We start from the raw sequence: 14,730 nt of genomic DNA, 5'->3' as shown, positions 1-14,730 counted from the left end.
GATTAACCCTCCAATTCGTAGCGGTAATCTTCAACAACGGTGTTGGCCAGCAGCTTCTCACACATGACTTTCAATCGTTTCTCCGCTTCCGCACGATCTGTTGTATCCAGGTTCAGTTCCATGACTTTACCGATCCGTACACTTTCCACTTCGTTGAATCCCATGGAATGCAGGGCTCCTTGAACGGCTACGCCTTGCGGGTCGAGTACGCTTTGCTTAATAGTGACATATACGGTTGCTTTGATCATGATCCTTATGTTCCTCCTCAGTAATGAACGGGATAAATGCTTTACGCTGTTAAAAAAGTGACTTGGGGAGCTTGCTCCGGGGCGGATTGTTCTTTCCGGTCGCTGTTGTCCCCAGGTTTTTTGGATTGTTTTGGCCCGCTATGCGGTCAAACCCCGGGGACAAAGGCGAACGCTATCGCTCCTTTAAGAACAATTCCGCCCCTCCGCTAGTCCATGCGACGTTTTTTAAAGGCCTAAACCTTTTACGTTGCACGGTGTGTAATGGTCTAGTCTGACCATTACGTGAAAACAGTGAATGGTCTATAAAATAGTTTAGTAATCAATGAATTTAATTCTCGTAATTTTTTCAGGCTTCCCTACCTGTGAGAAGCCTCCGCACTTAATTGCCTCATCCCCAGTTTGAAACTGGCGGAGGGAAAGATTTGAGCTGGAGAAACGAAGTGCTCGCCTTTGCAACCGGAATGTTTCCTTTTGAAAAAAGGATTCCAATCAAAACATTCCGGGGGCAACAGCGATCGAAAGCCAAACTTTCCCGTAGCGAGCTCAAACGTCCCTTACTCAAACTTACTTTTCCGTTAGACGGTTATAAATATCGACGTACCTTGCGGTTGTGGCCTCCACTACCTCTTGTGGCAGCGGATCAGGTTTGCTGTTCTTGTCCCAGTCGCTGCCTAACAGATATGTGCGTACCGGCTCTTTATCCATGCTATCGATCTCGATGTCGAGTTCGTAATTCTCTTTGGCCCAGAAGCGAGAAGCGTCTGGCGTGAAGATTTCATCGATCAGAATAACTTTGCCATCGACCATACCGAACTCGAATTTGCAGTCTGCGAGAATGATTCCCCGCTGATCGCAATAGTCGCGAGCAAATTCGTAGAGACGCAGGCTCTTTTCCTGAAGCTCAATCGCCAGAGCATCTCCGACAAGTTCTTTCATTCGGTCCATCGGGATGTCTTCGTCGTGACCGACATCGTTTTTGGCTGCCGGGGTAAAGATGGGAACGTCTAGCTTGGCGTTTTTGCGAAGTCCATCCGGCAGCTTGATGCCGTTGACCTCTCCGCTTTTCTCATATTGTCTCCATCCGCCACCGGTAATGTATCCACGCACCACACATTCAATATCAATGCGCTCGGCTTTGCGGGTCACCATGATGCGGTCTTTGAGCAGTTCAGGATCAGTAATGATATCGCCCAATTGGTTTACATCCGTATGCACCACGTGGTTATCCATCATGTCGCCCGTCAGTTCAAACCAGAAGCTGCTCAGTTTATTAAGCACATTGCCCTTCTCGGGAACGGCTGGGTCCAGCACATAGTCAAATGCCGAAATCCGATCCGTAACCACGATGAGAAAATGTTCACCCAGATCGTACAACTCACGTACTTTTCCCTTATATAACAAAGGAGCTTTAACGAGATCTGCCGCAGTGGACAGCGCCATGGAGGCTCACCTTCTTTCAGGAGATGTAAAATATAAGTTCCATTTCCCTAATCTCGCTAACCACTCCGAATGCAGAACAACCTTTCGATCGCTGTTATTCCCGGATTTTTTGATTCTACTTTTCCAAAGTGAAAATCCGGGAATAAAGGCGAGCGCTTCGCTTCTCCAGGTTTTTTCTGCCTTCTTCGTTCCAAGCGTGATCACATAATCAACCTATATTTAAGTAGTAATTAGTCGTTCAAACCAAGCTTTTTGAAGATGGTGTCTACGTGCTTCAGGTGCCACGATGGGTTGAACGCATCTGCGATTTCATCTTCGCTTAGCACTTCAGTAATTTCCGGTGTGGATTTTACGATATCCTGGAACTGGCGTTGTTCTTCCCATGCTTGCATCGCACGTGGTTGAACGGTATCGTATGCCTGCTCGCGGCTGAAACCTTTGTCGATCAACTTGGTCATCACTCGACCGGAGAATGGTACGCCGAAGGTGCGCTCCATATTACGTTTCATATTTTCAGGGAATACCGTCAGATTCTTCACGATGTTACCGAAACGGTTCAGCATGTAGTTCAGCAGCATCGTTGCATCCGGCAGAATGATACGCTCTACGGAAGAGTGTGAGATATCACGCTCGTGCCACAGTGTCACGTTCTCGTATGCCGATACCATATGTCCGCGAATGACGCGGGACAGACCGGAGATATTTTCACTACCGATTGGGTTACGTTTGTGCGGCATTGCCGAAGATCCTTTTTGACCCTTTGCAAATGCTTCTTCCACTTCACGGAATTCACTCTTTTGAAGCGCACGCACTTCTGTAGCGAACTTGTCCAGAGATGTTGCGATCAATGCCAGTGTAGCCATGTATTCTGCATGACGGTCACGTTGCAGCGTTTGAGTCGAGATCGGTGCAGGTTTCGTACCCAGCTTCTCGCAGACAAATTCTTCAACAAATGGATCGATGTTTGCGTATGTGCCAACTGCTCCCGAGATTTTACCGTACTGTACGTTGTCTGCCGCGTGGCGGAAACGCTCCAGATTCCGTTTCATTTCTTCATGCCAGAGTGCCATTTTCAGACCAAACGTCGTTGGCTCCGCATGTACCCCATGTGTACGTCCCATCATTGGCGTATGCTGATAAGTCTTCGCTTTGTCACGTAAGATTTCGATAAAGTTCACAATGTCACGTTCCAAAATTTCGTTTGCCTGACGCAATACATATCCGAGAGCCGTATCAACGACATCCGTGGAAGTCAGTCCGTAGTGCACCCATTTCCGCTCAGCACCCAGACTTTCAGATACCGTACGTGTGAAGGCAATAACGTCATGACGTGTTTCCTGTTCAATCTCGTAAATGCGGTCGATGTCAAAAGAAGCGTTCTGACGAAGCAAGGCTGCTTCTTCCTTAGGAATGACTCCAAGCTCTGCCCAAGCTTCACATGCACAAATTTCAACTTCCAGCCATGACTTGAATTTGTTCTCCTCCGTCCAAACGGCTCTCATTTCGGGTCTGCTATAACGTTCGATCATAAATTTGTATTCCTCCAAAGATTAGTTTGTTCAATCCATTGTAATCCTTCTTCGACATCCTGACAGAGCAAATTGACATGCCCCATTTTCCGTCCTGTCTTCGCTTCGGTCTTACCATATATATGAAGCTTAGGAATTACACCGAGTTCCAACGCTTCCGCGTCAGCCTGACCCGTTCTGGCAATAATACCTTCCAGATGTTCTCCAAGCACATTGACCATAACAACCGGGCTCAATAATGAAGTATCTCCAAGCGGCAATCCGCAAATCGCACGAATATGCTGTTCAAATTGTGATGTGGCACAGGCCTCCATCGTATAGTGACCGGAATTATGCGGCCTAGGGGCCAGCTCATTCACGTAAAGTCTTCCATCTGCCGCAACAAACAATTCCACTGCCAGCAATCCAACGGCTTGGATGGATTGAGCCACTGCTGCCGCCAACTTCTGCGCCTCAATCTGTATTTCAGCCGCCAATCTTGCTGGTACGATCGAAGCATGCAAAATGTTGTTCACATGAATGTTCTCCGCAGGCGGGAACGTCTTAATTTCCCCATTCGTGCTGCGTGCAACAACGACTGAAATCTCGCAGTCAAATTTAATAAATTGCTCCAATACCAGTTCCGCACCGGTAGCTGCGAGTTCTTCATAGGCAGCTATCGCCTGATTTGTTTCTCGTATAACCCGCTGACCCTTGCCGTCATATCCACCAGTCACCGTCTTCAGTACACAAGGAACACCAAGTTCACTCACGGCCGCCTTCATTGTGTCCTTACTTGTAATTTCCCGATAAGGGGCTACACGTACACCAGCCGCCTCAATGGCTCGTTTTTCTCGTAAACGATGCTGGGTTGTGTACAATAATGCACTTCCTTGCGGTACATAGGATTCCCGTTCTAGGAGAGAAGCAACATCTGCATCTACATTCTCGAACTCATATGTGATTACATCACATTGCCGAGCCAGTTCGAGTGCAGCCTTTTCATCGTCATATCCCGCTTCAATCTGATCGGCAATTTGTCCACAAGGAGCATCTGCTGCCGGATCAAGTGTAACGAACCGATAACCCATCGCTGTTCCGGCAAGTGTCAGCATCCGTCCAAGCTGCCCGCCTCCGAGAACACCAATGGTTGTTTTTCCTGGGAGCAAGACACGTTCTGCTTTGCCTGCTGATCCGGGTTGTATTCTTGTACTATTCATATTTCGTCACTGCTTTCGAGCACTTCTTGTTTGATTCGCTCTCTGCGGGCTTCGCTGCGACGTTGGACATCCTGGTCAAAAGCACCGATGATCTGAGCCGCAAGCAATCCGGCATTCGTTGCACCTGCTTTGCCAATCGCTACCGTTGCGACGGGAATGCCACCAGGCATCTGAACAATGGACAGCAAGGAATCGAGACCATTTAGCGCCTTGGATTGCACGGGAACTCCAATGACCGGAAGCATCGTTTTGGAAGCGACCATACCGGGCAGATGAGCTGCCCCACCCGCACCCGCAATGATAACCTTGAATCCACGGTCAATCGCTTGCTCCGCATATTCAAACATCAAATCTGGTGTGCGATGCGCGGATACGACTTTTTTTTCATACCCAATCTCCAGCTCGTCCAGCACCTCACAAGCATACTTCATCGTTTCCCAATCCGACTTACTGCCCATAATTACAGCCACCTGTACTGACATGAATACATCCAACTCCCGTCTGAGCGTTTTGGTTTCATCCTGTTGCTTCTCGTTTATTGTGAAATGAAAAAATCCGCTACCCTCGAAAACATCACATTTTCTCCGGACACCGGACTCCAAGAAATACGTATCCCGCATTTGGGCATGCCAAAGGCAGGCTTGCTGTCCGCATCTGATTTCATGCGTCTCTCAGCCGTATCTCCTCGTAGTCCGGAAATTTACGGTTCCCGGGTAGATACTTCCGGGCCCTATTCCCGGCGTTATACGAGCAAATATCTATTTCAACAAATTAATTCAATAAAATTGAAAAATCCACATCTTTCGAACCTACTCGACCTTATATATAACTGATCGACACATCTAACATTCTAACAATCCCCTACAGCTAATGTCAACTTAAAGACGAACATTTAACATATTGACAAATTTAATGTTCGGAAATAACCGATCATTCAGAGATACTGCATCCCTTTTATTCCAAAAAAGAAAGCCGACCCCTCTTCAACCTATCGAAGACAGCCGGCTTTTCTCTATTATGTGTATACACACATTCTATAATTATTTCACGATAAGTACCGGAACTTGAGCATGCTGCACTACGTTATGACTAACGCTGCCCAAGACAAATTCCCGAATTCCACCAAGACCACGACTACCAATAATGATAATGTCCGATCCGTTCTCTTTGGCATAATCGAGAAGGACCTCGGCAGCAGCTCCTTGAATCAGATCGACGTTCGCTGTAACGCCAGCAGCCTGAATCCGCTCTTTCGCTTCATCCGTTGTTTGCACCGCCAGATTATAGTAGTCATTATTCAATGAAGGTGGCAAAGGTGCCAATCCTTCCCCGATGAATACACGTGGAAAGTCAAAGGCATGGATAACATCCAAGACAGCACCCGGAGAAACTTTGGCTAACTCAATTGCACGATCAAGTGCTTTATTTGAAGCTTTCGAACCATCATATGCTACTAGTATTTTGGAGAATAACATGTAAATCCCGTCCCTTCCTTTATATGTAGAACATTCGAAGCCAGCTTCGGTCTGACATAAAATACAAGAACCATGTAACTCCTTAAACGTCCCCAGGTCAAAATGAACCATTTATAAGAAACATTTTACATAATCATTCTAGCCACTCACCTGGAGTACAGCAGATCCCAACCATTCAATCCGTACCTTATTGCAGGAAATACCCATATATTACCGCATTTAGGAATAACAACAACGGAATGCCGATCGTAAAACTGGGATGTTTGGTCTTGTGACGTTTACGATACATTGCAATCCATACCCCCAATGCCCCACCAATAAAGGCCAGCAGAAACAGCGTTCGTTCGGGTGTACGGTCTCGACGGCGCTGCGCACGTTTCTTGTCGTCCGACATGACCAGGTAACCTACGACATTGATAAATAAAAACCACAGTATCAATCCGGTTTGCATATAATTCTAGCGGTCCCCCTGTCCCGGGACATCTCCCTGTACCTCCATTATAGTCCTCTGAAGGAACATGATCAACGCGAGAAGGGAACCGCAAAGATATTTAGAAGCAATGAATCCCGAATACCAAACTTATGACTCCTGTTTAGGAATACCATTCAGGTTTGGTGCTCTTTTTGCTGCCTTTTCGGGACGTACAGAGATACTCTCTTCCTGAATGCTGTCTTTGTTCTGCTGATTATGAATCTTCTCTGGTTTGTTATGTGGCATCTGCGTATCACCTCCTAGGCTTACGTTGCCTGAAAAAGGAGAATCTTATACGACAGTCTTACTCTCCCTTTTTCTCCATGGCTGCCTTCAACAGTTCTCCCAAATTGGAACCGATCGACTCCTGTTTCGCATATTGTTTGACCAGCTTTTGCTGATCACGTTTGTTCACATGCTGTTTGTCTTTATCCAATGTTTCCGTTATGCCGCAAGGCAGACATTGCACGTACAAACCTGCCTTACCCTCTTTAATTTCCATCTTTTTGTGACACTGTGCACAGCGACGGTTGGATAATCGTTTCTCCGCCGAACGACGATATCCGCAATCCTCTGTTGGACACACGAGGAACTTGCCGCGTTTGCCTTTCTTCTCCAGTAAGCGGGCATTACAATCCGGGCAGTGACTATTCGATACATTATGTGGCTTGTACTCCGCTTTGCTACCTTTTACTGTAGATACAAGCTCTTTCGCCATCGAACGGATGCTCTCCAGGAAAGGCTCAGGCTTCCCTTGTCCACGGGCGATTCGTTCCAGCTCAGCTTCCCAGCGAGCTGTTAACTCCGGTGAACGCAGCTGTGGAGCAGCCAGTTCAATCAGCTGTTTTCCTTTTCCCGTTGGATGCATGCTGTTCCCTTGACGATCAATGGTGTCGGAACTGACCAGCTTCTCGATAATATCCGCTCGTGTAGCCGGAGTGCCCAGTCCATGCTTCTCCATTTGGGAAAGCAGCGCTGCCTCTGTATACCGTTTGGGCGGCATCGTCCGTCCACTTTTGATATGACAACGTTGAACCGTCACGGACTGACCTTGCTGCACGTCTGGCAAAAGCGCACGATCATGGTCTGAGGAATCGTCAGCACGATCATCATCCTCATCGCTATAATCTCCGCCGTACACTTCCCGCCAGCCGCTTTCTTTCACCGTTGTGCCTTTCACATGAAAAGAATCGTTGCCCACCTGAACAGTGATCGCAACAGAATCGTACTTCGCAGCCGGATAGAACAAGCTGATAAAACGGCGTACGATCAGATCGTATAACTTACGTTCCTCTGGATTCAGCTGATTGAGGAGAACCGTCTGTTCTGTTGGAATGATCGCATGGTGATCCGTTACCCTGCTGTCATCCACGATACGTTTGGTGATATTCAGATTTTTGCGCAACAACGGACGAGCCAGAGACGCATAGGGGCCAATCGCTACACTATCCAGTCGTTCTTTCAGCGTTCCCGTCATATCCGATGTCAGGTAACGGCTGTCTGTACGTGGGTAGGTTACCAGCTTGTGCTGTTCATAAAGACGCTGCAGCACATTCGATGTTTGCTTGGCGGAAAAACCATATTTCCGGTTGGCATCCCGTTGTAATTCCGTCAGGTCATAAGCCAGCGGATGCGGCTCAACCTTTTCACTTTTTTTCACTTGGGCAATCGAACCCTTACGACCATCAATTCGTTTCTTCAATTCTTGTGTCTCTTGCGGATCAAAGATGCGTGAATCCCCACCTGCAGCGCGCCATACCGCCTGGAAACCTCCCAGATCGGCCGTTAACGTCTCATACTCTTGGGAACGGAATCCGTTGATCTCATTTTCCCTGTCCATAATCATGCCAAGTGTAGGGGTCTGTACCCGTCCAGCTGACAATTGTGCATTAAATCGAACCGTCAATGCACGAGTCACGTTAAGGCCGATCATCCAATCGGCTTCTGCCCGGCAACGTGCCGATTCATAAAGACGATCAAACTGGCTGCCTGGCTTCAGTGATGCAAATCCATCCTTGATGGCCTTGTCCGTCTGGGATGATATCCACAGCCGTTTAAACGGCTTTTTCCACTGGGCCATTTGCATAATCCAGCGAGCCAGCAATTCACCCTCACGTGCTGCATCCGTTGCAATGACCAATTCACCAACATCCTGACGTTTCATCAGCTGCTGTACCGCTTTGTATTGATGGTTGGTCTCTTTGAGTACCTTCAGCTTGGTGCGATCAGGCAGAATCGGCAGATCCTCCAGATTCCAGGTTGCATACTTTTTGTCATAGTCCTCTGGTTCAGCCAATCCAACAAGATGCCCAAGCGCCCAGGTCACGATATATTTCGGGCCTTCCATATAGCTTTTATGTTTATCACGCGCTCCCATCACTCTGGCTATTTCTCGTGCCACAGATGGTTTTTCAGCGAGTACTAATGTTTTCAATCCATATCTTCCTTTCTTTGATAAACCTATGACTCTCTTGCTTCTATCGTAATTAAAAGAGTTCTTCTACTTCTATCTTTTCATTATATCATTTCATGGTATTGGTTTGCTTTGGCTTCACAAATAACGATTTGTCCCATAAGATGCCTATCTTCCGGCTCTCATGTCATATTAGTTAACACAATATTCTTCGACATTTTTCTTCCGCGCATGGAATTAGGAGCATTTGGTAGGTTCTATAGCGGAAAAATAGTATGTATACGTTTTTTTGGATAAATATGAGTGTTGTAAGAATACCTCACATGTACTTAGAATGTGAAAAAGCAACTATATCAGATTCGCCAACACACATCATTGATACACAGGAAGGGAGCGTGGATGCATGACTTATCATGGATCTGTATTGAAAAAAAGTGGGGCCTTGTTACTGGCCGGAGCGGTTGTTGCCTCAACATGGGGAGGAACGGTTCCCTCAGCGTCAGCTGCAACGGCAACGCCTTCTAGCAAAACTACGGTTGCAGCCGTAACAGCTGGTAAGGCACCTGTCACAGCAGTAGCATTTGTTCAAGCTATGGAAGAAGCGGCTACACTTGCAGGTGTTCCTTTTTCCATGGACAAACTTTCCGGCACAACAGTACAGCGTAAAGATGCTGCTTTAGCTTTGCAAACCTGGCTGAAGCTGGAGTCCACTCCAGAATCTTTCAAGGATGTTCCGGATCAGGCGAGCTTTGCCGGTGCCATTGGTGCGCTGAACACGGCGGGGTTGATGAAAGGATATACCGACGCCCTCTTCCTTCCTAATGCAGTACTTACCCAAAATGATGTCGCTATATTGAAAGACCGCATTTATAACTACATAAAACCATTTGTTCTGGAGGAAGCAACCATTACGGATCTCCAGGCTGCCATGACGCAAGGAAAGCTGACATCCAAAGAACTCGTGCAGAAGTACTTGGATCGCATTGAAAAATATGATGATCAGGGTGTGAGCATTAACGCAGTCCTGACGTTGAACCCGGATGCCCTCAAAATCGCTGAAACGTTGGACGAAGAACGTGCAGCTCAGGGTGCCCGCGGACCTTTACATGGTATTCCGGTTTTAGTTAAAGATAACTTCGATACCAACGATATGCCTACAACCGCAGGTTGTATCTGTTTGAAAGATTCCGTACCTGCTCACGATGCTGAACAAGTGAAGAAACTCAAAGCAGCCGGGGCCATTATTTTGGGCAAAACCAATCTGCATGAATTCGCATTCGGCATTACCACGTCCAGCTCACTGGGTGGACAAACACTGAATCCTTATGCGCTGGATCACTATCCAGGCGGGTCAAGTGGTGGTACGGGTGCCGCCATTGCCTCAAACTTTGCAGCTGCGGGCATGGGTACTGACACCGGCGGATCAATCCGTATCCCTTCCAGCTTCAACAGCCTTGTCGGTATTCGTCCAACAATCGGACTGTCCAGCCGTGAAGGAATCATCCCTCTTGCATTGACACAGGATGTCGGTGGTCCTATGGCTCGTACCGTAAGTGATGCCGCAATTATGCTGGATGCTACAGCCGGCTATGACAAAAATGATGTCGCTACAGCTTATGCTGTAGGCAAAATCCCTTCCAGCTACACAGACTTCCTGGATGTAAACGGTCTGAAAGGTGCACGGATCGGTGTGGCCACCGAACTCATTCCAAGCACCAAAGCTGAAGAAAAAGCCGTCGCTGACGTGATTAACAACGCAGTAGAAGAACTCAAAACGCTGGGAGCTACGGCAGTCCCGATCAGCATTCCAAACCTGGCGGAAATCAACAAATACCCAAGCTTGAGTGGATACGAGTTCAAATTCCAACTTAATGACTATCTGGAGTCTCTTGGTGACGAAGCCCCTTATCACAGCTTGTCCGAGATTATTGCTTCCGGACAGTTCGACAAGTCACAAGAACAGTCGATGAAGACTCGTGATGCACGGGAAACGTTGGAGACTGCCGAATATAAGGACATCGTCCTGAAACGTACCCAAATCACACGTGAGTCCTTGTTGAAAGTTATGGCGGACAACAACCTGGATGCCATCATCTATCCTACGTCCACGCAAGCCGCTGGTGTTATTGGCGAAGGACAAAACTCCGGGGGTAACAACCGATTGAGCCCATTCTCTGGCTTCCCGGCAATTACCGTACCTGCTGGATTTACAACTGAAGGTCTGCCGGTAGGTATGGAATTCCTGGGCCGCGCCTTTGATGAAGGAACCTTGATTAAGCTGGCTTACAGCTATGAGCAAGGGACTCATCACCGCCAAGCACCAAAGCTCACTCCATAAATCGTTCATGGGATTAAGAAAATTTTTAAACATAAACGTACACCTCATGGATTACATGAGGTGTACGTTTATTAAGTTTACTCAGTTATACAATTTTAAATTGATCTTACCATCATTTGTCGACTACAATAAATAGGATGTAATTCTAATTTTAAAAATCATAGGAGGTTCGAATGAGGTATCCAAAGTGTAGTATTTTCATTATTATTCTGACACTCAGTTTATCACTGTTCACTACGTCACTAGCAAACGCAGCTTCAAGCTCAAGCAAATATGAATGGGCCAAACCATCTGTTGAATTTATGGCATCTCATAAGGTCATGCAGAACTTTAAGCAAGAAGAGAAGAATTTAAGCAAGAACGTATCAAAAGCAGAACTTACTCGTATGATTTACCTCTTATTCCAAGAGTTCCGGGTAGATAGCAGTAAAGATGTAGAAATCCCTGGTGTTCCTGCAACCAGTACATATTATCAAACTTTTAGAGACGTATACGGTAGTATCCCTAGCAATCCCTCAGGATTAATTGCAGCAGCAGATAAAATCAATTACAACAATGGGACATTTACATATCAACCTAGTAAGATCTTATCTCGCTGGGACTTATTAATTACACTAAATACTCTTTTTCCGGATATCGGTTACTCCGTCGATGAAATGTCAGAGAAAGAATCACTCACCAAACTGCAAACATTCAAGGATATTCACAAAAGATATTTTAATTCCTACGATACTTATGAAAAATGGAAATATGCTTACCAACCATTAGCACCCGAATTTGGCATTATTAAATCCAAAAATGAAAATCATTTAGGTTCCGACCTTGATTATGTAAAACGTGATGCTCTGCTCGGATTTTCCCAGCAGGGCGTGATGAAGCCCAATTCCAAAGGATACTTTTATCCAAATCAAAAGGTAACTTTAGCCGAAACGACAGTGATTCTACATCGGATTTATAAGTATTATGGCGGAACAGGTTATGTGCCAAAGCCATCCAAAGATGAAGATGTCACCAATGGAACAAGCTTGTTTTTGTACAAGGATGATGTATCAACAATGAGTACTTCAGATGATTTTGCTCTAGTTAATGCAGATCACGTTCCAACACTTTATCTCGCTTTGAGCGCTAAAGCACCTGTGGATCTGAAAGTAATAGTAAACGGAGAAGCTATGTTCTACACTTATGAGCGACTAAGTATTTTGGATGCGCCTATTATCATCCCGTTTGATGGAGCTTACTTCGCTGAGATCTTTCCAATACTGCGAAGTACTGGTGAATTGGTTCATGATGTTGAAAGCATACAGTTAACATACTATGTATCTGATAAACTTGTCGATTTCAATTCAATTGAACCTTTATCTTGGCAGTAACAATATGGGGTACAGCTCTTCTAGAGAGCTGTACCCCTTTTGTCTAGTAACTATAGCGATATTTAAAGCTAAGGACTCATACATTTTCGAGGACGGCACTGTATATATATTTTATCCCTCATTTGCTGAAGGACTGTCCGGTACACTCCATCTAAGCACAAGACCTGCGTAGGTCAGGCCGCCTCCAAAACCAAACAGGGCTATTTGATGCCCATGCTTTAATTTCCCTGCGTCTACTGCAAGCTGTAAAGCGAGCGGAATGGAAGCTGCCGAGGTATTTCCCCTGTACTCAACACTTGTTAAAGTGCGTTCCAGCGGAATAGGACCGCGTTCACAAACCGCTTCAATCATTCTTAGATTCGCACTATGGGGTACAAACCAATCGATCTGCTCCGGCTTCATCTCTGCTTTGGCTATAAGCCCACTCAATTGTTCTGGAATCGTGCGTACTGCCCACTTATAGATTTCTCTGCCATTCTGGACAAGGCATCCCTCACCCTGCAGAGGTACACCATTCATCTCAGAAGAAAGACCACTCTTATAGAGATGAATACCGCCTTCTCCACTCGTACCTGAGATGGCTGCCATAAAGTCACCTTTTCCAGCAGCTCTTTCTACCAAAAAGGCTCCTGCCCCGTCGCCGAACAATACACATGTCGTACGGTCTGTATAATCGGTAATCTTGGACAACGTCTCAGCTCCAATAACCAACACTTTGTGATACATGCCACTGGTTACCAGACTGTCAGCCAGCTGTAATCCATACGTAAACCCCGCACATGCCGCATTCAAATCAAGCACTCCCGTATGTGGAATCTTGAGATTCGCCTGTACTCTGGATGCTGTGCTCGGGAATGAATATTCAGGTGTGCTGGTAGCAACCAAAATCATATCCACATCTTCTACACTAACTTTATAACGACGTATCATATCTTCTACAGCCTTGGTGGCCAGATCAGATACAAATTGATCATCTGCTGCAATGCGCCGTTCTCTCATCCCTGTACGCTGTACAATCCATTCATCACTCGTGTCGACCAGCTTCTCCAAATCAGCATTACTTAATATTCGATCCGGTACATACGTACCCATTGCGGTAATGGTTGACATTGATTGATTCATACCGGTAGTCACCTCGTTTGTTTTTTTATTATTATAGCACTAAGTATTAGTACTTGGTACTAATTTTAAAAAATATTTATTATGATTCAGTCGTCAGTTGATTATTTTAAGTGATCTCTTCATCCTATTACCCAGAGTCATGCAAACTATCGCATGCATTTTTGATGAAGAATTGTGGATATCCTCTGAGTAACATGAAGAATGCCTTAATTAAATGCGTTTTCTATAGACAGTCCATTCCAACAGGAGGAAAATAAACAGATTGCCCTACATTACTAAGGAATAGAGATGATGTATACCATGAAAAATGAATTTAATATCCTTGCGATTTCCGGAAGCCTGCGCAATCAGTCCTCCAATACGTTACTAATGCATGCCATGATTAAGCTAGCTCCTCCTAACCTTAAGTTTGGAGTATATGGTGGATTAAATGATCTACCGCATTTTAATCCTGACCTCGATGTCGAGGAAGGTCCTGAGTCCGTGCAGAATTTGAGAGCCCAACTGAAGCATTCGGATGGAGTCCTCATCTGCACGCCCGAGTATGGAAACGGAGTTCCTGGGGTCTTAAAAAACGCATTAGATTGGATTGTATCTTCAGGAGAATGGCTCAATAAACCCACCGTTGCCATCGCTGCTTCTCCAAGCCCCATGGGCGGTGACAAAGCCCATGCTTCACTATTGCTGACGTTAAACATGATTAATGCTCAAGTCTTACATGAGGCCTCTCTAACCATTCCTCATATTACATTGAAGATGAATAAACAAGGAGTCATCATTGATTCAGAGACCCATTATGCATTGGAGAACTCCCTTTTAAGCCTAGGGGATGCATGCAACCAAATGATTAAATAGAAAGAACCTGCTTAAATTAATCTGACTATAAAAGATTTAGCACATTCACATAAATTGAAATGAAAAAACAGCCCTGGATTTTCTCCGGGCTGTTACGGTTTATATTAGATACTTATTAAATACTTCGTATAAAACAAATAAAAACCACCACCGAATAACATCGGCAGTGGTTCTTTGCTTGGCGGCGTCCTACTCTCCCAGGACCCTGCGGTCCAAGTACCATCGGCGCTAGAGGGCTTAACGGTCGTGTTCGGGATGGGTACGTGTGG

13 protein-coding genes, 1 rRNA gene and 1 riboswitch are annotated in these 14,730 nt (G+C 45.9%); of the genes, 3 read left to right on the top strand and 11 right to left on the bottom strand.

Annotation, left to right across the window (positions count from 1 at the left end; translation table 11 throughout):
• Nucleotides 1-2 precede the first annotated feature (2 nt).
• From purS to BLS14_RS28550, 9 genes are all read right to left on the bottom strand, one after another.
• Complete coding sequence (purS, locus tag BLS14_RS28585) at nt 3-248, bottom strand: phosphoribosylformylglycinamidine synthase subunit PurS (RefSeq protein WP_017690695.1); 246 nt, start codon at nt 246-248, stop codon at nt 3-5.
• Between the two features lie 564 nt (nt 249-812).
• Entirely contained in the window at nt 813-1,688 is an 876-nt protein-coding gene (locus BLS14_RS28580; RefSeq protein WP_063568204.1) for a phosphoribosylaminoimidazolesuccinocarboxamide synthase, read from the bottom strand.
• Nucleotides 1,689-1,918: 230 nt separating this feature from the next.
• Nucleotides 1,919-3,217: an adenylosuccinate lyase gene (gene purB / locus BLS14_RS28575; RefSeq protein WP_090955160.1), complete on the bottom strand. Its 1,299-nt coding sequence runs from the start codon at nt 3,215-3,217 to the stop codon at nt 1,919-1,921.
• A complete protein-coding gene (gene purK / locus BLS14_RS28570; protein WP_090955158.1) occupies nt 3,214-4,416 on the bottom strand; it encodes a 5-(carboxyamino)imidazole ribonucleotide synthase in 1,203 nt (400 codons plus the stop codon). Before purK ends, purB begins: the two co-directional genes overlap by 4 nt.
• A complete protein-coding gene (purE, locus tag BLS14_RS28565; protein WP_063568218.1) occupies nt 4,413-4,898 on the bottom strand; it encodes a 5-(carboxyamino)imidazole ribonucleotide mutase in 486 nt (161 codons plus the stop codon). The genes purK and purE overlap by 4 nt, the downstream gene beginning before the upstream one ends.
• Before the next feature lie 186 nt (nt 4,899-5,084).
• Nucleotides 5,085-5,186, bottom strand: a riboswitch (purine riboswitch).
• Nucleotides 5,187-5,456: 270 nt separating this feature from the next.
• Nucleotides 5,457-5,891 (bottom strand): universal stress protein, encoded by a 435-nt coding sequence (locus tag BLS14_RS28560; protein WP_024633549.1) that lies wholly within the window; start codon nt 5,889-5,891, stop codon nt 5,457-5,459.
• 187 nt (nt 5,892-6,078) lie between these two features.
• Nucleotides 6,079-6,342 carry a DUF1294 domain-containing protein gene (locus BLS14_RS28555; protein ID WP_063568208.1) on the bottom strand — a complete coding sequence of 88 codons (264 nt, stop codon included), beginning with the start codon at nt 6,340-6,342 and terminating at the stop codon, nt 6,079-6,081.
• 129 nt (nt 6,343-6,471) lie between these two features.
• Nucleotides 6,472-6,609, bottom strand: a complete 138-nt coding sequence (locus BLS14_RS32830; protein WP_162842470.1) for a hypothetical protein — start codon at nt 6,607-6,609, stop codon at nt 6,472-6,474.
• 58 nt (nt 6,610-6,667) lie between these two features.
• A complete protein-coding gene (locus BLS14_RS28550; protein WP_090811723.1) occupies nt 6,668-8,797 on the bottom strand; it encodes a DNA topoisomerase III in 2,130 nt (709 codons plus the stop codon).
• Nucleotides 8,798-9,179: 382 nt separating this feature from the next.
• Here BLS14_RS28550 and BLS14_RS28545 point away from each other — a divergent pair, with 382 nt between their 5' ends.
• Nucleotides 9,180-11,114, top strand: coding sequence for an amidase family protein (locus tag BLS14_RS28545; RefSeq protein ID WP_090955156.1), 1,935 nt, complete (start codon nt 9,180-9,182; stop codon nt 11,112-11,114).
• A gap of 173 nt (nt 11,115-11,287) precedes the next feature.
• Nucleotides 11,288-12,484, top strand: coding sequence for an S-layer homology domain-containing protein (locus tag BLS14_RS28540; RefSeq protein WP_090811719.1), 1,197 nt, complete (start codon nt 11,288-11,290; stop codon nt 12,482-12,484).
• A gap of 111 nt (nt 12,485-12,595) precedes the next feature.
• Here BLS14_RS28540 and BLS14_RS28535 read toward each other — a convergent pair whose 3' ends face one another.
• On the bottom strand, nt 12,596-13,606 hold the full coding sequence (locus BLS14_RS28535) for a ketoacyl-ACP synthase III (RefSeq protein ID WP_090955154.1): 1,011 nt from the start codon (nt 13,604-13,606) through the stop codon (nt 12,596-12,598).
• Nucleotides 13,607-13,897: 291 nt separating this feature from the next.
• Between BLS14_RS28535 and BLS14_RS28530 the strand changes: the two genes are divergently transcribed.
• Nucleotides 13,898-14,461 carry an NADPH-dependent FMN reductase gene (locus BLS14_RS28530; protein ID WP_090955152.1) on the top strand — a complete coding sequence of 188 codons (564 nt, stop codon included), beginning with the start codon at nt 13,898-13,900 and terminating at the stop codon, nt 14,459-14,461.
• 176 nt (nt 14,462-14,637) lie between these two features.
• Here the strand turns inward: BLS14_RS28530 and rrf are convergent.
• Nucleotides 14,638-14,730 (bottom strand): 5S ribosomal RNA (gene rrf / locus BLS14_RS28525); the annotation flags it as partial.

Source organism: Paenibacillus sp. OK060 (assembly GCF_900101205.1).
Classification (GTDB): domain Bacteria; phylum Bacillota; class Bacilli; order Paenibacillales; family Paenibacillaceae; genus Paenibacillus; species Paenibacillus marchantiae.
Note: the sequence above shows the minus strand (reverse complement) of the source record. Positions and strands in the feature narration are given on the sequence as shown.